Origin of the sequence: Methylocaldum sp., assembly GCF_035627495.1 — a bacterium.
Taxonomy (GTDB): Bacteria; Pseudomonadota; Gammaproteobacteria; order Methylococcales; family Methylococcaceae; genus Methylocaldum.
Genome location: NZ_DASPLO010000007.1, coordinates 35,996 through 62,158, shown reverse-complemented (window position 1 = coordinate 62,158; position 26,163 = coordinate 35,996). Strand labels below are relative to the sequence as shown.

The window sequence follows — 26,163 nt, the reverse complement described above, 5'->3', positions numbered from 1 at the left end:
TAAGGCCTATAGTCCGCTCAGGCGTTACCCTGCGCATTCGACCGGGCAGCATCGGCTTGGCCAATCTCGCCCCAAAAACGCGGCAGGTGTATCGAAAACTCCGAGCCCTGACCAGGGCCCGGGCTTTGAGCCTCAACCTCTCCGCCATGCATCTCGACCAGCCGCTTGACCAGGGTGAGCCCGATGCCCAATCCGCCTTGGGCTCGGGCAAGGCTTTGGTCGGCTTGCGTAAAAAGGTCGAAAATATGGGATAGAAGTTTTTCCGGTATGCCAACGCCGTTGTCCCGCACGCGGATGCTCACCCGATCCCTGGATGCTTCGGCGGTTAGCCATATCTTTCCGCCTGTGTCGGTATACTTGGCGGCATTGTTGAGCAGATTGGAAATAACCTGCGCCAGCCGCACCTGATCTCCTTTAACCTGAAGACGACCCTCGGGCATCGTAACGAAAAGTTCATGATGCCGCGCTTCGATCAGCGGCCGGCTCGCCTCGACCGCTTGATTAATAGCGGTCGCCAGATCTAGCGTGGTTGCGTGAAGACTGATCTTGCCCTGAACGATGCGGGACACGTCGAGCAAGTCATCAACCAGCCGGGCGAGGTGATCGACTTGCCGATCGATGATGTCGCGCGCCCAATCCAGTCTTGGCTCGGACATCCCGGTTTTGCGCATGATCTTCACGGCATTGCGGATAGGAGCGAGAGGATTTCGGAGCTCATGACCGAGCATGGCGAGAAACTCGTCTTTGCGACGGTTGGCATCCCGCAAGGCCTCTTCCGATCGGGCGAGTTTTTCGGTGCGCTCCCTTACCCGCTGTTCCAGCTTTTCGCATGCCTCCTGCAACTCGCGCTGTGCGCGCTGTTTTTCCGCAATCTGTGCGGATAACTCCTGATTGATGATCTTTTGACGGTCCCTTGCCCAAGTGAGATCGCCCAGGAGGTCAAGATTGTCGAAGCGAAGCTGCAAGGATTCCGCCACAGTCGCGTACAGCCGCTCGGAAATCGTCCACATCATAACCACGAAGAGCAATAACATGGCTCCCATCGCAAGATGCACATCTTCGCCATGACGCAGCACCTGCAGCGTATATGGGAGCAATGCCGGCAGCAGAAAAACCAAAAAAGCGCCTCGAAACGAGGACAAGGTCGACATCGCTCCCGCCACCATTCCGCCGAGCATAAATCCAAGAAATATCTGATGGACGTAACTTTGCTCGACAAAAAGGAAAAAACCCGCGAGCCCCCAAAGCGCCCCGTTGGCGGCGACACCGAGCAAAAAAAGGCGCGCCCAACGAGGCGAGTCGACACTCGTCGGATTAGCCTGCAAATAGGCGCGGAGCAGACCGTAACGACCCAATACCACGACTCCGACGGTCAAAAGCCAGCCCGTCAATAAAATCTCGGAAACCTCTTTCCACAGGATCAGGACTAGGATCGTCGCGTTGACCACCGTGGCGATCAAACCCGATGAGACTTGCTGATATAACAGCCTTGTTTGCGCTGCCCGTATTTCCCGTGTGTGCTCGGATTCTGGCATCCTCCCATCGAGACGGGAGGTATCGGAAGAACTCATACTCGATGTCCAATTCGTAATAGGTGTCGTTCCGGCGTCTGAGTTCAGACATTAATATTCAACCGGAACCGGGCAGGCGCCAAAGACGCGAGAGTTTTCGAAAGGACTCCAATAAGACAAAGGCCTTTCGGGAAAAATTCTGCAAATGGCACGCCATGACTGGAGGCCTAGGCTGTTATTCCACCGTCGGGCAATCAATCCAACCGTTTCTTGAATCGCAGCACGGCGATCGCCAAGGTGATAAGCATGAACGCCATCAAAGCCCAGATTTCGGGCAGCAGTTCCGACAGTTCCGCGCCGCGCAGCATGATACCCCGGATCAGACGCACAAAATGCGTCAGCGGAAGCAGTTCCGCTATATGTTGTGCCGCCTTGGGCATACCGTCGAAGGGAAACATGAACCCTGAAATGAGTATTGACGGCAGAAAAAAGAAAAAAGTCGTTTGCATCGCCTGAAACTGGGTTTTGGCCAGTGTCGAAATCACCAGCCCGATGGTCAGATTGGCGGCGATAAACGCCAGGGCAGCCAGGTATATGTCGCTGATCCGCCCGTAAATCGGGACGCGGAACAGTAGAACCCCGAGCAGCAGAATCAGACTCACCTGGATCAATCCGATGATGACGTAGGGAATGATCTTGCCCACCATCAGTTCCAGATTTCTCACCGGCGTGTTGATGAGCAATTCGAGATTGCCGCGCTCACGCTCCCGCACGATGGCGACAGCGGTGAACAGCACCATGGTCATGGTGAGAATGACCCCCATCAGCCCCGGCACGATATTAACCGCCGACCGCCGCTCCGGGTTGTAGTAATTGCGGATTTCGAACAGAGGCGCATTAGCGGTCTGCCGAGGCGCCGTGTCGTAGTGCAGCTCCATTCCGGTGAGCTGGCGTGCGGCGGCCAGAATCAGAGGGTCGGATCCGTCGATCATGAGCTGGGCGGCCGGTCTGTCCCGACTCTCGAGGCGCTCTGCGAAATCGGCGGGAATGAAAATCCCGACGGAGATTTCTCCTTCCCGAAGTAGGGTTTCCAATTGTTCCGGGGTTTCTACCTGACGGGTAATTTTGACGACTTGAGAAGCTTCTGAATCGGCGGTCAGGATGCGCGAGAGCTGAGTGTTCGCATGATCGGCCACCCCGGCGCGCAAATGGCGCACATCGGTATTGATGGCGAAGCCGAACAGCGTGATCTGCATCAGCGGAATGCCGACGATCATTCCGAAGGTCAGCCGGTCCCGCCTGAGCTGGCGGACTTCCTTCCGCAAGATCGCGAAAAGGCGCAGCAAGCCGTTCACTTGAGATAACGGCCTTGCGTGGCGGCGACGAAGACGTCCTCGAGGCTCGGGTGCGTCAGCCGGGCATCGAACCGAATCCCCCGATCGACTAAGCCCGTGCGGATCTCCGCCAGCGGATCGGAAATGGATCGGTCGAGCAGCACCCGCAGACGCATACCGAGTTGGGTCACGCTGAGCACCCCGGGCAAATCCATCAGCAGCCGGCGCACGGCTCTCGAGTCACTGGATTCCATCTCCACGACGGTGGCGTCGATGCGCCGCTCCAACTCCTGCGGCGCGCCGTCCGCGACCACGCGGCCGCGGTCGAGAATCGCGAGACCATGACAGCGCTCCGCTTCGTCCATGTAATGGGTGGACACCAGAATGGTCGTCCCCTTCTCGCAAAGCTCGAACAGGGTTTCCCAGAAATCGCGCCGACTCTGAGGATCGACCGCGCTGGTCGGCTCGTCCAAAAACAGCAGCTCCGGCTCATGTACCGTCACCGCCGCGAGCGCCAGGCGTTGCCGCTGCCCGCCGCTCAGCGTCCCGGCCCACTGCTTCTGGCGGTCCGCGAGATTGTATTTCTCGAGCAATTCGTCGATGCGCTGCCGGACGGACTTGCGCGGCAGGCTGTAAATATCGGCCATGAACTCCAGGTTCTCCCGGACGGTGAGATCCTCGTAAAGGGAAAAGCGCTGGGTCATATACCCGATTTTCCGCTTGATGGCCTCGGTCTCGCCGGGAATCCGATGGCCCAAAACCACCGCCTCTCCCTCCGTGGGATCCAACAAGCCGCACAGCATGCGAATCGTCGTCGATTTGCCGGAACCGTTGGGACCGAGAAACCCGTAGATGCTGGCACGGGAAATGGCGATATCTATATGATCGACGGCGGTGAGCGCTCCGAAGCGACGGGTCAGGCCGCGGGTTATGACTGCATACTCCCCGGTCATGGTTGCTTGGGCCGCGAGAGACCCAACAGCTCGGCCTCGACCGGAAGTCCGGCCGGCACATTTCGGACCGTCTCGCTCAGGTAGATTTTGGCGACATAGCTGAGACGCCGCCGGTCGCGCTCGGTCAAGGCGAAGAAAGGCGTAAACACGGGGTCCGAAGTCACCATCCGAACGGTGCCTTCATAGGGTTCGGCGACACCGTCCAGCCAAATCCGCGCCGCATCTCCCGGCATGATGTGGATCCGGATCGGTTCGGGAATGTAGACGCGCGCATAGGGCGCGATGCCGGAGAGCAGCACGGCCAGCACCGCTCCCGCTTGCGGCTGGTTCCCGAGCTTGAGCGGCAAGCTATCGAGGCGCCCCGCCACCGGTGCCCGCACCGTCAAGCGTTGCAGATTGGTATCGGCGACCTGCACGGCTGCCTCCGCGGAGGCCAGCGCCTGGCGCGCTTGCTCCACTTCTTCCACACGGGTGCCGGCCCTGAGCTCCTCGAGGACGGCCGAAGCCGAATCGCGGTCGGCAAGGGCCGCTTTAAGTTCCCTTCTCGCCCGATCCACTTCGTCCGGACTGATGAGCTTACGGGGCAGCAGATCGCTCACCCGCTCGAATTCGCGCTTGCGTACTTGGTAGACCTGATCGGCGCCTTTGAACCGGGCCGCCGCCTCTTGGATGCGTTCGGTCCGAGGCCCCCGCTCCAGTTCCAGAAGCCTCGCGGCGGCCCGATCCCGCGACGCCGCCGCATCGTTCAGCCGAGCCAATAGCCGCGCCGGGTCGAGCCGCACGAGAACTTGCCCCGGTTCGACCCAGTCTCCCTCATTGGCCGGAATTTCGACGATAGGCTCGGATGCCTCCGCAATCAGCTCCACACGGTCCCATTCCAGAATGCCGACCACGCGGGTACTCGGTTCGTCCGGCCCGCAACCGAGAAGCAGCAGCATGGCCGCCAAGCCTGAAGCAGTGTAAATAAAGCGTGTCATTCACTCATGTTAACCGCTTTAGACGACATTCAGCCATTGAGCAAGATCGGAAAAAGGCGTCAAAAGCCGACAGCTCTCCCGTTTCCCCGGTCTAAGCCTTATCATTCCACTATTGTTGACACAAGGTCGGGACAACCATGCGCGAACACACACCCAATACTGTTTATCTCAGAGACTACACGCCACCGGACTATCTCATCGAGACCGCCGATCTTTTTTTCGAGTTGGACGAGGAGAATACTCGCGTCACCTCTAGGCTTCGCGTGCGGCGGAATCCGGAATCGCCCGGAGAACACCGGGAGCTCGAACTGAACGGCGAGGAACTCGTGCTGGAATCGATCCGGCTGAACGGCCGCAACCTGAACGCACCCGAATACCGCCTCACCGAAGAATCCCTGGTCTTGCCCGGTGTTCCCGACCGCCCGTTCGATCTGGAAATCGTCACCCGGATCAATCCTAAAGCGAACACGGCCTTGGAAGGGCTGTATCTCTCCAAGGGTATGTTTTGCACCCAATGCGAAGCCCAGGGATTCCGGAAGATCACTTATTTCGCCGATCGCCCGGACGTAATGGCCAAATACACGACGACCATCGTCGCGGACAAATCGCGCTATCCGGTGCTGCTGTCCAACGGCAACCGGATTGCTACCGGCGAGCTAAAAAACGGCCGCCATTGGGTGAAATGGGAAGATCCGTTCAAAAAGCCTTCTTATTTGTTCGCTCTGGTCGCAGGACAACTGGAATGCCTGGAAGACCGCTATGTGACGGGTTCCGGCAAAGAAGTCACTTTGCAGATCTTCGTCGAAAAGCACGACCTCGACAAATGCGATCACGCCATGCAGTCCCTCAAGAACGCCATGCGCTGGGACGAGGAGAACTACGGGCGGGAATACGACCTGGATCTTTATATGATCGTGGCGGTAAGCCACTTCAACATGGGCGCGATGGAGAACAAGGGGCTCAATGTCTTCAACACCAAGTACGTGCTGGCGCGGCCGGATACCGCCACGGACGCCGACTATGAGCACGTCGAGGGCGTCATCGGCCACGAGTATTTCCACAACTGGACCGGCAACCGCATCACCTGCCGGGACTGGTTCCAGCTCAGCCTGAAGGAAGGCCTGACCGTATTCCGCGACCAGGAGTTCAGCGCCGACCGGACGTCCCGCGCCGTCAAGCGCATCGACGAAGTCAACATGCTGCGCACCCGGCAATTCGCGGAGGACGCCGGTCCCCTCGCTCATCCCGTGCGGCCCGAATCGTACATCGAGATCAACAACTTCTACACGCTGACCGTTTACGAGAAAGGCGCCGAAGTGGTCCGGATGATCCAAACCTTGGTAGGCAAGGAAGGCTTCCGCAAAGGCACGGACCTCTACTTCCAGCGCTACGACGGGCAAGCCGTGACCTGCGACGATTTCGTCAAATGCATGGAAGAGGCTAGCGGCACCGATCTTGGGCAATTCCGCCGCTGGTATAGCCAGGCCGGAACGCCCGAACTGCATCTTGCCGCGGACTACGATGCGGCAAACCGCGTGCTGAACCTTACCGTCAGGCAGACCTGCCCGCCCACGCCGGGTCAACCAGCCAAGGACCCGTACCATATTCCCTTGGCGTTAGGGCTTCTGGCACCCGACGGCACGGAATTGCCCTTGCAGCTCGAGGGTGAAACGGAATCCCATGCGCAAAAAAGCCGCGTACTGGATGTAAAGGAGCGCGAACAGCGCTTCCGGTTTGTCAATCTGTCGGAAAAACCCGTGATCTCCGCGCTGCGCGGGTTTTCCGCGCCCGTCCGGCTGCGCATGGACCGCGGCTATCAGGAGCTGGCTTTCCTGTTCGCCCATGACGCCGATCCTTTCAACCGCTGGGATGCCGGGCAGGAACTGGCCACGCAGGCTATCCTCGATCTGGTCAATCGATTTGCCAAAGGGGAGACGCCGGAAACCATCGACAGCCATCTCACCGACGCCTATCGAAAGGTGATTTCGCAAGACTGGTCCGATTTGTCCTATCTGGCACTGTTGCTAACCCTACCGTCCGAGGACTATATCAGCGCCTCGATGAAGATCATCGATCCCGACGCGGTGCATAACGCTCGGCAAGCCGTGAAACTGGAGCTGGCCGGCGTTTTGGCATCGGAGTTCCGCCGCCTGTACGAGACGTATCACACCGACGAAGCGGGACGCTTCGATGCCGAAGCCGTGGGCCGGCGCCGGCTGAAAAATGTCTGCCTGGCTTATCTCAGCGAGCAGGAGACCAACGAGGCGCACCGACTCAGCGCCAAGCAATTCCGCGACGCGCGCACGATGACCGACCAGATCTCGGCCCTGTCCGCCATTGTGAACGGCCATAATCCGGAGAAAGCCGACTGCCTGGCCGAGTTCTACGAGCGTTGGCAAGAAGAGGACCTGGTAATCGACAAGTGGTTCACCCTGCAGGCCACCTGCCATTTACCCGGAACGCTGGATCGGGTCAAAGAACTGCTCACGCACCCGGCTTTCGATTTGAAGACCCCCAACCGGGTCCGTTCGCTGATCGGCGCCTTTTCCCAGGCCAATCCGGTCAATTTCCATGCTCCCGACGGCGCGGGCTATGAGTTTCTCGCCGACCATGTCATCGCATTGAACGTCTTGAATCCCCAAGTGGCCGCACGGATGCTGACGGCCTTGACGCCATGGCGGCGTTACGATGCGCAGCGGCAAAAACTGATGCGCCAGCAGCTTCAACGAATTGCCGGAACCGAGAACGTTTCGAAAGATGTCTACGAAGTGGCGATGAAGAGTTTGTCGTAAGCGGGTTCCGCCGATATGCGGAGGGAGAGCGGCCGGACATGCTGTTCTTGAGTGGTGTACACCGGTTTACCGTTGAAAGCCTCGTCCTTGTGGCTCGTCTTTCGACTCACCCGAAATCAGCAGGATGGGCGAAGTTTAAGCGCCCATCCTGCCGCTGCATTTCGGCTGTTCAATACTTTTGGTTATAAAGTCAAAAACAGCAGTTAATCCTGTGTTCTATCGGTAAGAAGCGTTGGTGGAGTCTTCGGCTATAGCCTTTGCACTTGTCGCGTATTTTTCGTGCTCGCTTCCTTTGACCATTACCAGGACCAGCGCGACAGCGACAATAACTCCGCCGATGTACAACCAGAAGTTATCTTTTTCATTTTCCATTATGGCTTCCTCAAAATAGTTATTTTTGTGACTGCGGCCGAGTCGGCTCGCGGGTAAACAGTAACGAAAGGTAATTCGGCATTTATTGATCTAAATCAAGAATTAGTGAGATCGGCTACGACTTATCGCATTTCGAATCGACGGCACACCACTTTTTTCGGTATGGCAACATCAGGTAACCCAGAAGAAACGAGACTGGAATCATGACGCCGTACCGTACCAAACCCCTCCCTATCCCCGGCCTCCCGCCCGGCATTCCCTACATCGTCGGCAACGAGGCCGCCGAGCGGTTTAGCTACTACGGCATGCGGGCGGTATTGGTGGTGTTCATGAGCCAATATCTCATGAACCCTGCGGGCTCTCCCGACCCGATGAGCGAGGAGGAAGCCAAGGGCTACTTTCACTTATTCGTCTCGGCTACTTATTTCACGCCGATTCTGGGTGCGCTTCTCGCCGACGGATGGCTGGGGAAATACCGCACCATCATCGTATTGTCGCTGGTTTATTGCTTGGGACACTTGGCTCTCGCGCTGGACGACACCCGCGCCGGCCTTCTGCTCGGACAGAGCCTGATTGCATTGGGGGCGGGCGGCATCAAGCCCTGCGTTTCCGCCCACGTCGGCGATCAATTCGCGGAAACGAATCGCCATTTGCTCAGCCGCGTCTATAGCTGGTTCTATTTCGCCATCAATTTGGGCGCATTCACATCCATGCTCGTGACGCCCTGGCTGCTGGAACACTACGGGCCTTCGACGGCATTCGCCGTACCCGGAATCCTGATGCTTATCGCCACGGTGATTTTTTGGTCGGGCCGTTATCAGTTCGCCCACATACCCGCCGGGGGTGTCGCTTTCCTGCGGGAAACCTTGAGCCACGAGGGATTGCGGAGCCTTGCCAAGCTAGGCGTTATCTACGCCTTCGTGGCGATGTTTTGGGCGCTGTTCGATCAGACCGGTTCGTCCTGGGTGCTTCAGGCGCAAAAGATGGAGCAGACGTTCATGGGCTACCGGATTCTGCCGTCACAGATTCAAGCCGCCAATCCGTTGCTTATCATGATCTTGACGCCGCTATTCTATTACGGGATTTATCCGCGGATCGAACGCCGTATTCGCCTTACAGCGCTAAGGAAAATCGGCACGGGGATGTTTCTGGCCGCTCTTTCGTTTGCATTGGCGGCCTGGATTCAGCGTGCTCTGGATGCCGGAGCCACGCCGTCCATCGGCTGGCAGTTGCTCAATTACGTCGTCCTGACCGCCTCGGAGGTCATGGTGTCGATCACCTGCCTGGAGTTCTCTTATACCCAAGCGCCGCCCACCATGAAGTCTTTCGTGATGTCCTTCTTCATGGTGTCCGTGGCCGCCGGAAATCTTTTCACCAGCGCGGTCAATTTTTTCATCCGGAACCCGGACGGTACTTCGATATTGGCGGGAGCCGATTATTTCTGGTTTTTCTCCGCACTGATGCTCGCCACCGCCGCCCTATTTTCCGTCGCAAGCCGCTACTATCCGGAAGCATCGCGGATGGCCGATGCCTAAATTTCCGACCTTTTTGCTCGCGGTAAAGAATTCCGGCGCCGGGTACATCCCACCTAAAACTTACTAAATCACGGAATTTAGTCTATTTTTTTGCTATAAACCCTGAGCCGATTGCCAGCAAAGCTCCAAAATGACAGCCGAGACCATCTCTCCCCAGCCCGTTGCGGTAGCGCGACAAGCTTTACGACGCCTGACGGAATCCGGTTTGCCTCCAACGCCGGATCACTACGCGGAGCACTACTATCTGATCGCCGGCGAGCTTACCGGGCAGAGGCCGGAGCCATTGCTGCCGGCCGCTACCCCCGAAGCCGAGGTCACCGCCGCCATGGATATGGTGCTGCAAATCCTCACCGACACGACGTTCGGTCTTACGGCCGAACTGGGGACTTTCGATGGCCATTTTCAGAACCTCATCAACGAGAAGCACGCACCTACGCAAGCGCCAGGATTTTCGATGGAGCAGGCGCTCGGGCAAATCATGAAGACGATTTCCCAGCTTAGGCAAAGAGTCGCCGACTCCCAGGCCGAATTACGGGAAACTCAGCAACTGCTCCAGCGCATGCAGGATGAACTAAAGGAAAGCCGGACCCTCGCTCAAGTCGATCCGCTGACGGGTGTGCTGAATCGGCGTGGGCTGGACATCATCTTGACCCGTGAATTCACGCGAACCCGGCGCCAAAAAGACCAGATGTCGATCGGCATGATCGATATCGATTTGTTCAAGCATATCAACGATACCTACGGCCATGATGCCGGCGACCAGGCGCTGGTACATTTGGTTATGGCCGCCCGCGGGCTGTTGAGGCCACAGGATATTTTCGCCCGTATGGGCGGCGAGGAATTCGTCGCCATCTTCCCCGGCGGCAACGCGTCGGGCGCCACATTCGTCCTGGACCGTCTTCGTGCCTTGCTGGACCGAATTCCCTTGCGATACAAAGGCAAAGCCATACCGGTGCGTATCAGCGCCGGCGTAGCCCAGATGCATCCGGGCGACACCGTATCCGACCTGATGCGGCGAGCGGACCGCTGCCTCTACAAAGCGAAAGACAGCGGACGGAACTTGGTTATCAACGAGACGGATCTAGCCTAAGCCTGGGCGCAACGGCTTTACAAGCGCCAGAAGCAAACCGAGAATCAACCACAGCCTGTGTATATCCTGCGGTTGAGCACCGTACGATAATCGGAGACTTGGCATCCGGTTTTTCGTCCGACTGCGAGGCTCAATGGCATACCCTCATCTTTCCCATGTAATCGGTTTCGATGACGCTCCTTTCGAGCGGAGTCATCGGGGCGATGTGATAATCGTCGGCGCTTTCTATGCGGGACATCGTCTCGATGGAGTCCTATCCGGGCAAGTGCGCCGCGATGGGATCAATTCGACCCGGGTCTTGATTGATCTGGTCAGTAGTTCGCGCTTTTACCCTCATCTTCAGGCCATTTTGCTTCAGGGCATCGCCTTCGGCGGATTCAACGTCGTGGATATACACCGGTTGCATGAGGCATTGGATCGGCCGGTTGTCGTCGTTGCCCGCCATCTTCCGAATCTCGGAAAAATCCGCGACGCTCTGCTCAACCATGTCCCCGGCGGGCAACGGAAATGGCGGCTTATCGAACAGGCCGGACCAATGGAACCGATGGCCGACGTTTACGTTCAACGCGCCGGATTATCTGCCAAGGAAACCGCGATCTTTATCCGAGCGCTTGCCGTTCACGGCCGCTTGCCGGAGCCCTTACGCACCGCCCATATCATTGCTGGCGGCATCTCGCGGGGCGAAAGCATTCATCGCCCCTGATCTACAGCATCGCCGGGCGTCCCTCCTACCGGCATGACGATTTTTGATATTAATATTCAGTGCCCGGAGAATTTAGTCGGCTCGCGACTCTCAAGAGTAAACCGGAGGCAAAATGAACACGCTTTCTATCTGGGTGCTGCTTTTTCTTATGGCGACGATAAATTTAACCGGCTGCGCTACGCTGAGCCTGACCGGAACCGACCGACCCATGGCGTTCCACGATACCCGGTTGGAATACGCGCTTTTGACAAAAGATCGAGACACGCTCCGGAAAGATTTCGACATGTATATCGAACCAACCTTCAGCGAACGCGCGATGGCGGGACTTGTGCTGCCTTTCAACGGTGCTATCGAGACCTTGTTCTGGCCGGTTTCTTACGCCATTGCGACCTATCTCAACGAGTACGATCCATATCGATAATACCGGCGCGGCTTCCTCCCAGGGCGATGCCATGAAAGCGATGATCCTAGAGCGGATTTCCAAACTGACCGAGAATCCGGCGCCGTTGACCTTGGCGGAGTGGCCGAAACCGGTTCCCCGTTCCGATGAGCTGCTGATCAAAGTCTCCGCCTGCGGCGTCTGCCACACGGAGTTGGACGAGATCGAAGGCCGCACGCCGCCACCGCTGCTTCCGGTGATCCTGGGACATCAGGTGGTAGGCCGGGTGCACGAACTCGGCAGCTCAACCTCGGGTTTTTCCGTCGGCGATCGCGTTGGCGTCGCCTGGATTCATTCAGCCTGCGGAATCTGTCCTTATTGCCGGGCAGGGAACGAAAATCTGTGCGCGCAATTCAAAGCAACCGGACGCGACGTTTGTGGGGGTTATGCGGAATACATGGCGGCGCCTGCAGCGTTCGTGTTTCCCATTCCCGAGACGTTCTCCGATGTCGAAGCGGCACCGTTGCTGTGCGCCGGAGCGATCGGCTATCGCTCGCTCAAACTGGCGGAACTTAAAGATGGCGAGAATCTGGGACTCACCGGCTTCGGCGCATCGGCTCATTTGGTCTTGATGATGGTTCGCCACCGCTATCCGGAAACGCGGGTATTCGTGTTCGCCAGAAATCCCGAGGAGCGAGTCTTCGCCTTGGAATTAGGCGCCGCCTGGGCCGGCGACACGGACGACGAACCGCCGGCGAAGCTGAATGCCGTCATCGACACGACGCCAGTCTGGAAGCCGGTAGTCGAAGCCCTCAAGCACCTCGCCCCGGGCGGGAAACTGGTCATCAACGCGATACGCAAGGAAGACGCGGACAAGGATTATCTGCTACGCCTGGAGTATCCAAGTCATCTGTGGATGGAAAAGGAAATCAAAAGCGTGGCGAATGTCGCCCGAAGCGATGTTGGCGATTTTTTGGCCTTGGCCGCCGAAATTCCCATTCGCCCCGAAGTTGAAGAATACGCGCTGGAAGACGCTAACCGCGCATTGCTAGACCTTAAAACGCACCGCATTCGGGGGGCGAAAGTGCTTCGGCTGGAGTGAAGCCCTAAAACACGGGCAACCCGCTAGCCTGCCTGTAGCAATAATCGAACAGCAACTGCCATTCCCGCAGTTGAATCATTCGGCACAGGTTTTCGGCTTGGCTTTTCCCCGTCCGGCAGGCCTCGCAAAGGTCGATGAATCGATGGGGGTCCCATTGCCGCTGTTCCAGCAAGAAGCGTGTTTCGGGCAGCGGTAAATCCTGTTCTACGACGCTTTTCGCAGCCTCGCACAAAGCGGGAAAAACCGGATGTTGCCTTACCCGGTCAAACCAGTATTTGCTGTTCCAACTATCCGGCTCGCGGCGGTGCATGATGCCGTGCCAATAGCTGCCCGTGGAAGTCGAGACGGATTGACTGATGCGATGGCTCTCGTCGAGATAGTCGTGGTACAGCCACAAACCGGCAAGACAGCATTTCGCCATGCCGGCATCTTTTATCGGGTGCGGAAAAAACGCTTGCTCAACCGACAAAGCCTGAAGCAAAGGGAAAACCTTGTCGTTCGGCGTACCCGGACCGAGCGAATTCAACCGCTCCTCGGCGAGTAAAGGCTTGAGAACCGGACCATATTGCGCTGAATCGAACATAGGCGGACTCCTTGGCAAGTCCTTGCAGGATAAATGATCCACGAGAAGCGCCGCAACTGCCTACAGAGTTTCCCGAAGGCAGACTTTTCCGTTCTTGCCGATACAAGGCAAACGCAATGGAGAAGCCCCAAAAAGGAAACACGGCTCAAGGCCGTGTTCCTCAGCTTTGGAAAATTAAAAGGTTTATTCGATTACCGCGACTTTATAGGACAGTGCCCCGATAGGACCGGTTTTATCCTTGAAGTTGGCGTGGCACATTACACATTTTTCCATCACTACCGGGACTGCGGTGGCCATGTAAAGATACCGTTTGTCGCCTTCCTTGATCACTCGCTGATAGTACTGTTCACCGGACATAAGTTTTTGCTTGGCCGTCTCTTCGAAATCCCCTTTTGGGGTGTTTTCCTCGGGGTTGGTCAGTTGATCCGTTAATCCTAGAAGGCGGGCCTCATGAAACCCGTTCTTTTTCATTTCCGAGAACAACAGCTTCGATGCGGTGGCCGCCGAAATGGACGAAGGATTTTCCACATAATGCTCGGTGATCAGCACCACGGCGGTTTTATAAAGAGCATCAAGCATTTTGACCTGGTCGACCGTGCGCGCGATAGCCGCGTCCTCTTCGGCGATTGCAGCACCGGCCGCAGCCGCCAATACCAGAGCAGACAGCGAATATTTGAGTTTCATTGGCTCTTCCTCTTTTTTATTGGATGTGTGGGATTTAAGCGCCCGGACAACGCATGCGCTGCACGCCTTGTCCATCGGATAGCTTTCCGGATAATGAAAGAACGCATCCCATCCGCATTGTGGTTTTTGGTCGATACCATGTCAAACAATTTTCAATCGAGGACATCCGGCCAGTGTTGTACGGCAGCCGATTCGGCTCCATCGTTTGTGTTTCGCAAACCAGCTGAGTTATAGTCCTCCGGCTTCGAATACATGCATTTTTTGCTTTAATCCCGCGTAGTTACGATTTTTTCAATGAAGCCGACTTCCTGTCTGTCCTTCCTGACGGCGCTGTTTTTCACCGTTTTCGCCTTCCCCGTTTTCTCCGATGACGGCGACGGTCAGACCGAAGAGATTGCTCACGAATCGACGCCAGCCGTAAAGAGTCAGCCGGATTCCCGCCGGCGAGCCGCGACCGTCCGTCTAAGCGACGAGCAACAAAAAGCCGGAGGCTTGGCAACCGAGGTTCTGAACGCGTTTGCTTTTCAGCCGGAGATGGCGGCTTACGGCAGGGTGGTCGACATTCAGCCTTTGTTGGCTTTGCACGTTCGTTATCAAGCGGCCAGCACCGAGGTCGAAATCGCAAACGCCGCAATCGAGTTGGCTCAAAAAAACCGGAACCGGCTGATGACCTTGCACCGCGAGAACATCGTTGCCGGCCGCGATTTGGCTCAGGCCGAGGCGCAATACCAGGCTGATCGCGCCAAACTCGAGGCTGCCCGGCGACTGATGCGGGAAATTCGACATGAGGCCGAACAATCCTGGGGCGAACAACTGACCCATCTCGCTTTCGACGGCGAATCGCGGCTATTTCGGGAGCTCTTGAGCCGTAGCCGGGTACTGCTCTTGATCGCCGTGCCCAGCGGCCAATCGATGCCGTCCGATCAGCGGGCCCTGTTCGTTGCCCGGGAAAGCGACCGGACTTTGGCGCATCAGGCCGAATTCATTTCTCCCGCCCCAAAAACCGACGATCTTGTACAGGGCGAGACTTATTTCTTTCACGCCCAAAGCAATCAACTGCGCGCCGGAATGAGAATCAACGCTTGGCTACCGGTTTCCGGTGCACCGCTAGCCGGCGTCGCCATCCCGCCGTCGGCGATCGTTTGGCATGCCGGAAAACCCTGGGTTTATCGCCAGTCGGACGATCAAACGTTCACCCGCACCGAGATCACCGCCTATCGCGAACACGGCAACTCATGGTTCGTCGATCAAGGCTTTGCAGCCGGCGACAGGATCGTCGTAACCGGCGGACAGATGTTGCTCTCGGAGGAGTTCCGGGGAGATATTCCGGACGAGGACGACGACTGATGCTGTCCGCCATCGTTCGGTTCTCCGTGCAGCAGCGCGGTGTGGTCATTGCGCTCGCCCTCCTGCTGCTGTTCTACGGCGCGCTCCGTCTCGGCCAGGCGAGTTTGGATATCTTTCCCGAGTTTTCCGCACCCCGTGTCGTCATCCAAACCGAAGCTCCCGGCCTCACGGCCGAACAGACGGAAACCCTCGTCACCTCGCGCATCGAGAAACACCTGGCCGGCTTGATCGGCCTGGACAGCATCCGATCCGAGTCGATCCAGGGCCTTTCGGTGGTGACAGCCGTTTTCGAGGAAGACACCGATATTTACCGTAACCGGCAACTCGTCGGCGAGCGCCTGGCCGTGCTTGCCGGCGAACTGCCGGTGGGCGCCGGTCCGCCCGTGACCGTACCGCTGTCCTCATCTTCCGCGACGGTTCTCACCATCGGCCTTAGCTCGCCTTCCCGCAGCCTTATGGAGCTTCGCGATCTGGTGGACTGGACCATCGTACCGCGTCTTCTCGCCGTGCCGGGCGTTGCGGATGTGAACGTGTTCGGCGGCGAAATCCGGCAGTTGCAGATTCAGATCGCCCCGGACAGGCTGCGCCGCCACGGCCTGGCTACCGAGGACGTCGTGCGCGCCGCTCGCCAGGCGACGGGCATGCCCGGAGCCGGATTCGTGGAGAACGACAACCAGCGGATCAACCTGAATATCGTGGGCCTTCCGGCTGCCGAGGAAACTTTGAAGCAGGTCGTGCTGCTGCGCCAAAACGGCGCGAATATCACTCTGGCAGATGTGGCGACCGTCACCACAGCGCCCAGACCGCCCATTGGCGCCGCCGCCGTTGGCGGAAAGCCTGCCATCGTCATGATGGTGATCGGCCAGTACGGCGCCAATACGCTGAGCGTCTCGCGGAGCGTCGAAAGCGTGCTCCAAGAATTCGAGCAGCTTTTCGCCAAACAGACTATCGATTTCTATCCCCGTCTATTCCGGCCGGCGGATTACATCGAGCGATCCTTGCAGAATCTTGCCGGGCATCTGCTGATGGGCGGTTTTCTGGTCGTTCTGGTGCTTTACGCCTTTCTGTTCGATTTCCGCACCGCATTTATCTCGGCCATCGCCATACCCCTTTCGCTGTTGGCTGCCGTGGTGACGCTGCTGAATCTCGGCATCAATCTCAACATCATGATCCTGGGCGGACTCGCGATCGCCTTGGGCGAGGTGGTGGATGACGCGATCATCGACACCGAAAACATCTTCCGCCGCCTCCGCGAAAACCGCCTGAGCCCGACACCGCGCCCGACGCTCCACGTGGTCTACGAAGCCTCCATGGAGGTGCGCAGCTCCGTGATCTATGCCAGCTTTATTGTTGCGCTGGTGTTCTTGCCGCTCCTGACCCTCGACGGCGTTGCCGGTCGCCTGTTCGCCCCGCTCGGTTATGCCTATATCCTCGCCATTCTGATGTCCCTCCTCGTGGCGCTGACGGTGACGCCCGCGCTCTGCTATGTTCTCTTGGAAAACAGCAAGGCCAATAACATCCCGCCGTTGATCCGGCTGCTTCAGCCCAGATACGCCAGCCTGCTGAGATCCATTGCGAAACGGCCAAGAGCGGCCTTGTGGATCAGCGCGTTGATCTGCGGACTCGGGTTTGCGGCGCTGCCGAACCTCGGCGGGGAATTCTTGCCCGAACTTCGGGAGGGCCATTACATCGTTCACACCACCAGCCTTCCCGGCACGTCGCTGGCCGAATCGCTCAGAATCGGCGGGCTGCTGACCCGGCAATTTCTGACGATGCCGGAAGTCGAATCGGTCTCGCAATGGGCCGGCCGGGCCGAGCGCGGAGCCGATACTTACGGCAGCCATTACAGCGAGTACGAAGTCCGCCTGAAGCCGCTGTCCGGCGAAGGCCAGCAATCGGTGCTGGACCGTCTCCGGCGGATCCTGGGTGATTTTCCGGGAATCCTGTTCGAAGCGAATACCTTTTTAACCGAGCGAGTCGACGAAACCATCTCCGGTTATACGGCACCCATAGTGGTCAATCTATACGGCCCGGACCTCGACCAGATCGATCAGAAGGCGCGCCAGGTCGCCAACTTGATTCGAAATCTTCCCGGGGCCACCGATGTGCAGCTGCGATCGCCTCCCGGCACGCCGCTGCTGCAGATTCGCCTGAAACTGGATTACCTGGCCAGCTACGGCTTGCGTCCGCTGGAAGTGGCCGATGTCCTGCAAACGGCTTTGCAAGGCCGGGTGGCTGGCAGCTATTACTTGGACAATCGCGCCTATAACGTGGCCGTAATTCTGCCGCCGGAATTGCGGCGCCGCTCCGAAGCCGTAGCGCACATACCGCTCCGCACCCCGGACGGCCTTGTCGTGGAACTGGGGGAAATCGCGGATATCCAACAGATCGGAGGACGCTACAACATTCTGCATCGTGGCGGACAGCGTGTGCAGACGGTCACGGCAAACGTGACCGGACGCGATCCGGGTTCATTCGTGGAAGAGCTTCGCCGGCGCACCTTCGCCTCTATCGACTTTCCGCCTGAAATCTATCCCGAATTCACGGGAGCCGCCGTGGAGCAAGGTAAAGCACGCTGGGAGTTGACAGTCCATGCTCTCCTGTCGGGCATTGGAGTCCTGCTGTTGATCTTTTTGGCCATCGGCAGTGTACGCCACACGCTCTTGACCTTGAGCAATCTTCCCTTTTCACTGGCCGGAGGCGTCGCCGCGGCGATCCTGACGGGTAGCACGCTCTCGGTCGGATCGATGGTAGGGTTCGTCACCCTGTTCGGGATCACCGTGCGCAACGCCATCATGCTGATTTCGCACTACCGGCATCTGGTGGAGCGGGAAAAGCGGCCATGGAATCTGGAAACGGCGATCCAGGGCGCGCAAGAACGACTCCCTTCGATCCTGATGACGGCGCTGGTCACCGCGCTTGCGATGCTGCCCATCGCCGTCAACAGCGACAATCCGGGCCGCGAGATCATGGGTCCCATGGCCGCGATCATCATCGGCGGACTGGTCTCCTCCACGATACTCAACCTGCTGCTGCTGCCGGCGATACTGCTTAAATTCGGGCGGTTCGAAGCCGTCGGCGACCCACCAAGATTTGGCGAACCGGAGTAGCCATCCGTTCTAAGCCGAGGGAATGAAACTTCTCGGGCGGACGGTTACAGCATCCGAGCCATAATCAGGGCATCTTCTCGGCCGTTTCGGGCCGGATAATAGCCTTTGCGGGTGCCGATCTCGTTGAATCCCAACTGATGGTAAAGTTTGATGGCGGGTTTGTTGGAAGGACGTACTTCGAGGAAAATCGTTTCGGCGTAGTGTTCTTTGGCGACTGCCATGAGTTTTTCCAGCATCGATCGCCCGTAGCCCTGCCCCTGATTTTGCGGCGACACGCAGAGATTGAGCACATGCGACTCCCCCGCCCCGACCGTCGCAATTCCATAGCTAACGACCTGACCGGCCTTTTCGCCTACCCAGCAGCAATAGCCCACGCTGTAGCAGTCCCGGAAGGTGGCCGGCTCCCAGGGAAATTCATAGGCGCGTTGCTCGATGGCGGCCACGACGCTCAAGTCCGACCGCCGCATGGGACGAATTATCAGTTCGGCATTCTCCGCGAGGCTGGGGAAGTGTCGGTAATAAAATTCGGTTTCGGCGTCATAACTGATGAACTTCTTGATACGTTCGAACAAATCGGACATAGCGGCCGTAAATTCTCTAGCTATTTTGTTGTCGAAAGGTCCGCATGGCCAATTTGAGATCTTCCCAAGCCCGTCGCTTTTCCAATTGCGAACGCAGCAGGTAAGCGGGATGGTAAGTCACCACCAGCGGAATGTGCTCGTAATAATGCACCTGACCGCGTAGTTTACCGATGGGTGTGGCGGTTTTTAATAAATTTTGTGCGGCAATACGCCCCACGGCCAGAATAATCTTGGGTTTCACCAACGCCAACTGTCCTTTCAAATAACCCTCGCAGGCCGCGGCTTCTTCCGGGGCCGGATCGCGGTTCTTAGGCGGACGGCATTTGATCACGTTGGCGATGTAAACGGCTTCCCTTTTTAGACCAACGGCCCGAATCATTTCATTGAGTAATTGCCCGGCCCGCCCCACGAACGGCTCGCCTTGCAAATCCTCCTGTTCTCCCGGCGCTTCGCCGATCACCATCCATTCGGCCTCCCGAGTGCCGACGCCGAAAACGGTCTGCGTGCGGCCCTGATGTAACGGGCAGGCGGTACAACCCGCTACTCGGGCTTCCAAATCCTCCCAGTTAAGCGGACAAGTCGAAGCAGTGCCGGGAACCGGTACGTCCACCGTATCTACGCTCTCATGCAAGTCATCCGGCATGGGGGTAAAGTGATTAGGGTTCTCGACAGCCCCGAATGGGATATGCAACCGGGGTACCCACACTTGGATCCCCATTAAACGGAGATATTCCCGTTGTCGTTCGTCGAGAGGCATGGTGAAACGCGGGGGCGGCTTTTACACCGCCCCCTTGCAAAACTCGCGCATCCTCAAACGTCCCCCGCCACTTGAGGGTGCATGCGTTGACGAGGCGCCAGCAGCTTATTGACCGCATTGATGTAAGCCTTGGCCGAAGCGATCACAATGTCAGTATCCGCCCCTTGGCCGTTGACGATGCGCCCGCCTTTTTCGAGACGGACTGTCACTTCGCCCTGAGCGTCGGTGCCGGTGGTGATGCTGTTGACCGAGTACAGCGACAAAGTGGATTCGGTATGGACGAGGGACTCGATGGCCTTAAGGCTTGCGTCGACCACGCCGCCGCCTTTGGCCGTGCCGGTCATTTCCTCGTTTTCGACTTTGAGGGTCACTCGTGCAGAGGGAGTCTCGCCCGTTTCCGAGCACACCTTGAGCGCAACCAGTTTAACGCGCTCGTCCTCCGCTTCGACGCCCGCTTCGGTAATCAAGGCCTGAAGGTCCTCATCGAAAATTTCATGCTTCTTGTCCGCCAGATCCTTGAAGTGCTGGAACGCATCGTTCAATTCTTTCTCGGATCCGAACTCGATGCCCAATTCCTGCATACGCGTCCGAAACGCGTTGCGGCCGGAATGCTTGCCCAGCACCATTCGGTTGGTGGTCCACCCCACGTCCTCCGCGCTCATGATTTCGTAAGTCTCGCGGCTTTTCAAGACGCCATCCTGATGAATGCCGGACTCGTGCGCAAAAGCATTGGCCCCGACGATAGCCTTATTGGGCTGTACCGGAAAACCGGTGATGTTCGAGACGAGCTTGGAACAAGCCACAATCTCACGGGTGTCGATGTCGACCCGGCACGGAAACACGTCTTTGCGGGTCTTGACCGCCATGACGATCTCCTCCAGCGCGGCATTGCCCGCTCGTTCACCCAAGCCATTAATAGTGCATTCGATCTGCCGCGCGCCGTTCATGACGGCAGACAGCGAATTGGCCACCGCCAAGCCTAGATCGTTGTGGCAATGCACGGAAAAGACGGCTTTATCGGAATTGGGGATGCGTTCTCGCAAGCGGCGGATCGTACGGCCGAATTGCTCAGGCACGCTGTAACCGACGGTATCGGGGATATTCAAGGTTGTCGCGCCCACATCGATCACCGCCTCGAGTATCCGGCACAAAAAATCTTCCTCGGAGCGCCCGGCGTCTTCCGGCGAAAACTCGACGTCATCGGTGTACTGCCGCGCCCTTTTCACGGCCTTCACCGCATACTCGATCACCTGATCCGGCTCCATGCGCAGCTTTCTCTGCATGTGAATCGGCGAAGTCGCGATAAAAGCATGGATACGGGCCCGATTGGCTTCCTTAAGCGCCTCGCCGGCCCGATCGATGTCTTTATCCAAAGCCCGCGCCAAAGCGCACACAGCACTTTCTTTCACCGCCCGCGCCACGGCTTGCACCGCATCGAAATCCCCCGGGCTCGCCGACGGAAAACCGGCCTCGATCACATCCACCCGCAGACGCTCAAGAGCCTTGGCGATACGGACTTTCTCGTCCCGTGTCATGGAAGCACCGGGACTTTGCTCGCCGTCCCGCAACGTCGTATCGAAAATGATGAGTTTGTCGCTCATGATAAAACCTCGTTATCTCTCGTAGCCTCCCTTCAGGAGGGCCTACCTGTATATTCGTGCCTAGGATTTTGGAATGCGTCAAGTCTACTGCCCCTCAGGGCAGGAGACGAAGACTCAGAAGGCTGAGGAATTCAGAGCGGCAGACAACACTGACGCGGCCGGCGACGCGGCCGAACTTACAGCATTGTGGAATGATGATTCGATGCATGGATTTAAAACTGCCTTTTGAGCAACTATATTACTCATCCGGGCATCGTACAAGCGCCATAGCTGTAAACGGGGACAGTTTCGTCTTATCCATCGGAAAAGCATGGGGCTGGCAGCAAACAGCCCCACACTCCCTCAGATTCGGCGCTCACTCCGCATTTTACGCCGACCAACCAAGGTCAGCACCGGACCTGAAACGGCGTAAGCCGTAAATATCAGAAACAGCATCAAGGGCGGATTGGTAAAGATGAAGGCGAACACCAGCATCGTGAGGATAGCCCACATGAACGGCACCCGTCCCCGGAGATCCACATCCTTGAAGCTGTAGTAACGAAAGTTACTAACCATCAAGAGACCGGTCATCAACGCTAATCCGAGCGAAACGTAGCGCATGGATTCGCCAGTCAAACCATACGTTTCGCTAAACCAGATAAAGCCGGCCAAAATCGCGGCGGCAGAAGGACTTGGCAAGCCCTGAAAATACCGTTTATCAGCGGTTGCAATCTGGGTGTTGAAGCGGGCCAAGCGGAGAGCCGCGCCGGCGGCGTGTACGAACGCGGCGACCCACCCGATTTTGCCCAATGTAGTCAGCGACCAGATGTACGCGACCAAGGCGGGAGCGGCACCGAATGAAATCATGTCCGCCATGCTGTCGTATTCGGCCCCGAAAGCGCTTTGCGTGTTGGTCAGGCGAGCCACGCGCCCGTCGAGACCGTCCAGAATCATGGCGATGAAGATGGCCACGGCGGCCAGTTCAAAGCGCCCGTTAAAAGCGGCGGTAATGGCGTAGAAACCGGCGAAAAGCGCTGCCGTAGTGAATAAGTTCGGCAGGAGATAAATGCCGCGCCGCCGCCTCGCAGGGGGGATTTGTTCTTCCATAGTCCCGCTGTTTAAGATGGGTCAACCGGTAATGCGGGCTAGCTTAGCATAACCCGTCGCCAATTTGGCAGGCCGAGCTCGAGCCAATCGGCTCGGCCCGACCGGAAGCAAGACTTAGTTCTTGCTCTTATCGACGATTTTGTTGGCTTTGATCCAAGGCATCATGTCACGCAGCTTCGCGCCGACCTGTTCGATCTGGTGCTCGCGCCCGAGGCGCCGCTTGGCCTTCAGCGTGGCACAACCGGCCTGATTCTCCAGAATAAACTCGCGGGCAAACTCACCGCGCTGAATTTCGCCGAGAATCTTCTTCATCTCCTTTTTCGTCTCCTCCGTGACGACGCGCGGGCCACGGGTCAGATCGCCGTATTCGGCGGTATTGGAAATGGAATAGCGCATGTTGGCGATGCCGCCTTCGTACATCAAATCGACGATCAGCTTCAGCTCATGCAAGCATTCGAAGTAAGCCATCTCCGGCGCGTAGCCGGCTTCCACTAAGGTTTCGAACCCGGCCTGCACGAGAGCCGTTGCGCCACCGCACAATACGGCCTGCTCGCCGAACAGATCCGTTTCGGTCTCTTCGCGGAACGAGGTTTCGATAACTCCTGCACGTCCACCGCCGTTAGCCGAAGCGTAGGACAACGCGATTTCTTTAGCCTGCCCGGAAGCGTTCTGATACACCGCGATCAAGGATGGCACGCCGCCGCCCTGAGTGTATGTGGAACGCACCAGATGGCCAGGGCCTTTCGGAGCGATCATGATGACGTCCAGATCCGCGCGCGGCTGAATCTGCTCGAAGTGAATATTAAACCCGTGGGCGAACGCCAAAGCCGCGCCTTTCTTGATATTCGGCTCGATTTGCTCGGAATAGAGTTTCGCCTGGTGCTCGTCCGGGGCCAGCACCATAATGACGTCGGCTTGCTTCACGGCCTCTTCTATCGACATAACAGTGAGACCGGCGTTCTCGGCCTTCATCGCGGAAGCCGAACCCGGACGTAATGCGACAATTACCGAAACGCCTGAATCTTTCAGGTTGTTGGCATGGGCATGGCCTTGCGAACCGTAGCCGACAATGGCGACCTTTTTATTTCGAATAATGGAAAGGTCGGCATCTTTATCGTAATAAACCTGCATGAATGGTCCTCGTGATTTATCGTTTTGGCTCAGTAATTCGTCAATCAACAGTGGTTAGACGTGAAGTCCTCGATCACCGCGCAAAATCCCGGTGGTGCCGGAACGCACGACTTCGACGATCGATTCTTGATCGAGAGTCTGTAGAAAGGCGTCCAGCTTGGATTTTTCGCCGGTTACTTCGATGACATAGCTCGCTGGCGTAACATCGATGATTTTTCCGCGAAAGATGTCCGTCAGGCGAATAATCTCTTCGCGGGCGCTGTCGACGGCGCGTACTTTTACCATCATCAATTCGCGTTCAATGTGGGAGGATTCGGAAATATCGATAAGCTTGACCACATCGATCAGCTTGTTGAGCTGCTTGGTGATCTGCTCGATGATTTCGTCGCTGCCGGTGGTAACCAGCGTCATTCGCGACAACGACGCATCCTCCGTGGGCGCGACGGTCAACGACTCGATGTTATAACCGCGCGCGGAGAAAAGCCCTGCCACCCGCGACAACGCACCCGATTCGTTCTCGATCAGGATGGAAATGATATGGCGCATCAGGCAAGCTCCCTTTCGTCGGTAATGCCGGGAGCAAGGCGCATTTCATGGTGGGCCTTGCCGGCCTCGATCATGGGATAGACGTTCTCGGTCGGGTCGGTCAGGAAATTCAAGAATACGGTCCGGTCTTTAAGCCTGAACGCCTCCTCTAAGGCCGGACGCACATCAGCCGGTTTTTCGATGCGCATACCGACATGACCATAAGCTTCGGCGAGCTTAACAAAATCGGGAATCGTCTCCATATAGGAATGGGAATAACGGCTTTCGTACGTAAATTCCTGCCACTGGCGAACCATGCCCATGTAGCCGTTATTGAGGTTCACGATCTTGATGGGGGTGCGATATTGCAGGGTGGTCGACAACTCCTGGATGCACATCTGAATGCTCGCCTCTCCGGTCACGCAAGCCACTTCCGCATCGGGATGCGCCAGCTTAACACCGATAGCCGCCGGCAAACCGAACCCCATGGTGCCGAGCCCACCCGAGTTGATCCAACGGCGCGGCTTGTCGAATTTGTAGAACTGGGCCGCCCACATCTGGTGCTGTCCGACGTCGGAAGTGACAAACGCATCACCGTTGGTGACTTCGTACAACTGCTCGATAACGTATTGCGGTTTGATAACGGAACTACTGCTGTCGTAACGCAAACAGTCTAACGATTGCCAGCGCGCGATTTGATCCCACCATACGGTGAGGGCCTCCTCATCGGCTCGCTTCTCGCTGCCCCGCAGCATCTCAATCATGTCGTTAAGAACCGGACCGACTTCACCAACGATGGGAACGTCGACACGCACCGTTTTGGAAATAGAGGCGGGATCTATATCGATGTGAATGATCTTCGCATGCGGGCAAAACTGGCTAAGCTTACCGGTTACCCGGTCGTCGAACCGCGCTCCGATGGCGAACAGCACATCGCACTCATGCATGGCCATATTCGCCTCATAAGTACCGTGCATGCCCAGCATGCCCAGGAACTGCCTATCCGTAGCCGGATAGGCGCCTAGCCCCATCAACGTGCTAGTGATGGGAAATCCGAGCAGCCGGGTTACTTCCGTCAATTGCTCGGACGCGTTACCCAAAATCACGCCGCCCCCCGAATAAATCATGGGGCGTTTAGCGGCGAGCAATAGATCGACCGCTTTCTTGATCTGCCACCGATGCCCCTTGACTTGCGGGTTGTAGGAGCGGATCGAAACCGAGCGCGGGTACTCGTAAGGGATTTTGATATGGGGATCGGTAATGTCTTTCGGAACATCCACGACCACCGGGCCGGGCCTACCGGTGGTGGCTACGTAAAATGCCTTCTTGATCGTTTCCGCCAGCTTGTGCACGTCCTTCACCAGGAAGTTGTGCTTTACGCAGGGCCGGGTAATGCCAATGGTGTCGCATTCCTGGAAGGCATCGCTACCGATTACCGGCAGAGGAACCTGTCCGGTAATAATCACCATTGGAATCGAATCCATATAAGCTGTCGCGATACCGGTTACCGCATTGGTCGCGCCAGGGCCGGAGGTCACCAATACTACGCCGGGCTTACCCGTCGAGCGCGCATAACCGTCTGCGGCATGGGTTGCGCCCTGTTCGTGGCGCACTAAGATATGCTTCACGTCGTCCTGTTTGAACAGAGCATCGTAAATATGCAATACAGCTCCGCCAGGGTAACCGAAAATATATTCAACCCCTTCGTCTTTAAGACACTGGACAACGATTTCCGCGCCGCTAAGCTCCACAGGTTTTACCACCCCTAAAAAAGAATCAGGCGTTTCAAAAAAACGCCCGCTTCAGTCGAGACAACAGAATAAAAATGGTCGATAACGGTACTCGGATTTAAGCATTCCGTCAAGCCAGCACGGCCGAACAAAGGCATATACCGACCTTTTCCGTTACCTCCAATTAACTCGTCAAGAACCTGTCCTATTCTGTTGGCGACCGCAAAATTATGAGGAGAACCAGCCACGGAATCTATGTCTCAATCATTAGTAAGACATC

Annotated in this window: 22 protein-coding genes; 8 read left to right on the top strand and 14 right to left on the bottom strand. The window is 57.4% G+C overall.

Annotation, left to right across the window (positions count from 1 at the left end; genetic code table 11):
- Positions 1 to 17: 17 nt before the first annotated feature.
- The 4 genes from VEB01_RS00845 to VEB01_RS00830 form a co-directional block, all read right to left on the bottom strand.
- Positions 18 to 1,571, bottom strand: a complete 1,554-nt coding sequence (locus VEB01_RS00845; RefSeq protein WP_324872211.1) for a sensor histidine kinase — start codon at positions 1,569 to 1,571, stop codon at positions 18 to 20.
- Positions 1,572 to 1,765: 194 nt separating this feature from the next.
- Positions 1,766 to 2,866, bottom strand: a complete 1,101-nt coding sequence (locus VEB01_RS00840) for an ABC transporter permease (protein WP_324872210.1) — start codon at positions 2,864 to 2,866, stop codon at positions 1,766 to 1,768.
- Positions 2,863 to 3,798: an ABC transporter ATP-binding protein gene (locus VEB01_RS00835; protein ID WP_324872209.1), complete on the bottom strand. Its 936-nt coding sequence runs from the start codon at positions 3,796 to 3,798 to the stop codon at positions 2,863 to 2,865. Before VEB01_RS00835 ends, VEB01_RS00840 begins: the two co-directional genes overlap by 4 nt.
- A complete protein-coding gene (locus VEB01_RS00830; RefSeq protein WP_324872208.1) occupies positions 3,795 to 4,775 on the bottom strand; it encodes an HlyD family secretion protein in 981 nt (326 codons plus the stop codon). The genes VEB01_RS00835 and VEB01_RS00830 overlap by 4 nt, the downstream gene beginning before the upstream one ends.
- A 137-nt stretch (positions 4,776 to 4,912) precedes the next feature.
- Here VEB01_RS00830 and pepN point away from each other — a divergent pair, with 137 nt between their 5' ends.
- A complete protein-coding gene (gene pepN, locus VEB01_RS00825; RefSeq protein ID WP_324872207.1) occupies positions 4,913 to 7,567 on the top strand; it encodes an aminopeptidase N in 2,655 nt (884 codons plus the stop codon).
- 216 nt (positions 7,568 to 7,783) lie between these two features.
- Here pepN and VEB01_RS00820 read toward each other — a convergent pair whose 3' ends face one another.
- Entirely contained in the window at positions 7,784 to 7,939 is a 156-nt protein-coding gene (locus VEB01_RS00820; protein ID WP_324872206.1) for a hypothetical protein, read from the bottom strand.
- A 203-nt stretch (positions 7,940 to 8,142) separates the two neighbouring features.
- On the opposite strand from VEB01_RS00820, the gene VEB01_RS00815 reads away from it, so the two are divergent.
- The 5 genes from VEB01_RS00815 to VEB01_RS00795 all read left to right on the top strand — a co-directional run bounded on the left by VEB01_RS00815 (position 8,143) and on the right by VEB01_RS00795 (position 12,748).
- Positions 8,143 to 9,474 carry a POT family MFS transporter gene (locus VEB01_RS00815; protein WP_324872205.1) on the top strand — a complete coding sequence of 444 codons (1,332 nt, stop codon included), beginning with the start codon at positions 8,143 to 8,145 and terminating at the stop codon, positions 9,472 to 9,474.
- 130 nt (positions 9,475 to 9,604) lie between these two features.
- Positions 9,605 to 10,564 (top strand): GGDEF domain-containing protein, encoded by a 960-nt coding sequence (locus VEB01_RS00810; protein ID WP_324872204.1) that lies wholly within the window; start codon positions 9,605 to 9,607, stop codon positions 10,562 to 10,564.
- 133 nt (positions 10,565 to 10,697) lie between these two features.
- Positions 10,698 to 11,267: an endonuclease dU gene (locus tag VEB01_RS00805; RefSeq protein WP_324872203.1), complete on the top strand. Its 570-nt coding sequence runs from the start codon at positions 10,698 to 10,700 to the stop codon at positions 11,265 to 11,267.
- A 112-nt stretch (positions 11,268 to 11,379) separates the two neighbouring features.
- Entirely contained in the window at positions 11,380 to 11,688 is a 309-nt protein-coding gene (locus VEB01_RS00800; RefSeq protein ID WP_324872202.1) for a hypothetical protein, read from the top strand.
- Positions 11,689 to 11,719: 31 nt separating this feature from the next.
- Positions 11,720 to 12,748 carry a zinc-dependent alcohol dehydrogenase family protein gene (locus VEB01_RS00795; protein WP_324872201.1) on the top strand — a complete coding sequence of 343 codons (1,029 nt, stop codon included), beginning with the start codon at positions 11,720 to 11,722 and terminating at the stop codon, positions 12,746 to 12,748.
- 4 nt (positions 12,749 to 12,752) lie between these two features.
- Here VEB01_RS00795 and VEB01_RS00790 read toward each other — a convergent pair whose 3' ends face one another.
- Together VEB01_RS00790 and VEB01_RS00785 are read right to left on the bottom strand one after the other, a co-directional pair.
- Positions 12,753 to 13,331, bottom strand: coding sequence for a hypothetical protein (locus tag VEB01_RS00790; protein WP_324872200.1), 579 nt, complete (start codon positions 13,329 to 13,331; stop codon positions 12,753 to 12,755).
- 183 nt (positions 13,332 to 13,514) lie between these two features.
- Complete coding sequence (locus VEB01_RS00785; protein ID WP_324872199.1) at positions 13,515 to 14,015, bottom strand: c-type heme family protein; 501 nt, start codon at positions 14,013 to 14,015, stop codon at positions 13,515 to 13,517.
- A 294-nt stretch (positions 14,016 to 14,309) separates the two neighbouring features.
- Between VEB01_RS00785 and VEB01_RS00780 the strand changes: the two genes are divergently transcribed.
- A complete protein-coding gene (locus tag VEB01_RS00780; RefSeq protein WP_324872198.1) occupies positions 14,310 to 15,362 on the top strand; it encodes an efflux RND transporter periplasmic adaptor subunit in 1,053 nt (350 codons plus the stop codon).
- The gene (locus VEB01_RS00775; protein WP_324872197.1) at positions 15,362 to 18,472 is read left to right on the top strand and encodes an efflux RND transporter permease subunit; all 3,111 of its coding nucleotides are present in this window, start codon (positions 15,362 to 15,364) and stop codon (positions 18,470 to 18,472) included. Before VEB01_RS00780 ends, VEB01_RS00775 begins: the two co-directional genes overlap by 1 nt.
- A 44-nt stretch (positions 18,473 to 18,516) precedes the next feature.
- Here VEB01_RS00775 and rimI read toward each other — a convergent pair whose 3' ends face one another.
- The 7 genes from rimI to VEB01_RS00740 form a co-directional block, all read right to left on the bottom strand.
- Positions 18,517 to 19,053, bottom strand: a complete 537-nt coding sequence (gene rimI / locus VEB01_RS00770) for a ribosomal protein S18-alanine N-acetyltransferase (protein WP_324872196.1) — start codon at positions 19,051 to 19,053, stop codon at positions 18,517 to 18,519.
- Between the two features lie 16 nt (positions 19,054 to 19,069).
- Entirely contained in the window at positions 19,070 to 19,810 is a 741-nt protein-coding gene (locus VEB01_RS00765; RefSeq protein WP_324872195.1) for a uracil-DNA glycosylase, read from the bottom strand.
- A gap of 53 nt (positions 19,811 to 19,863) precedes the next feature.
- Positions 19,864 to 21,411, bottom strand: a complete 1,548-nt coding sequence (locus VEB01_RS00760; RefSeq protein WP_324872194.1) for a 2-isopropylmalate synthase — start codon at positions 21,409 to 21,411, stop codon at positions 19,864 to 19,866.
- Positions 21,412 to 21,753: 342 nt separating this feature from the next.
- Positions 21,754 to 22,497, bottom strand: coding sequence for a CDP-diacylglycerol--serine O-phosphatidyltransferase (gene pssA / locus VEB01_RS00755; RefSeq protein WP_324872193.1), 744 nt, complete (start codon positions 22,495 to 22,497; stop codon positions 21,754 to 21,756).
- A 114-nt stretch (positions 22,498 to 22,611) separates the two neighbouring features.
- Positions 22,612 to 23,628, bottom strand: a complete 1,017-nt coding sequence (gene ilvC / locus VEB01_RS00750) for a ketol-acid reductoisomerase (RefSeq protein ID WP_324872192.1) — start codon at positions 23,626 to 23,628, stop codon at positions 22,612 to 22,614.
- Between the two features lie 54 nt (positions 23,629 to 23,682).
- On the bottom strand, positions 23,683 to 24,174 hold the full coding sequence (ilvN, locus tag VEB01_RS00745) for an acetolactate synthase small subunit (RefSeq protein WP_324872191.1): 492 nt from the start codon (positions 24,172 to 24,174) through the stop codon (positions 23,683 to 23,685).
- On the bottom strand, positions 24,174 to 25,904 hold the full coding sequence (locus VEB01_RS00740; protein ID WP_324872190.1) for an acetolactate synthase 3 large subunit: 1,731 nt from the start codon (positions 25,902 to 25,904) through the stop codon (positions 24,174 to 24,176). Before VEB01_RS00740 ends, ilvN begins: the two co-directional genes overlap by 1 nt.
- Positions 25,905 to 26,163 lie beyond the last annotated feature (259 nt).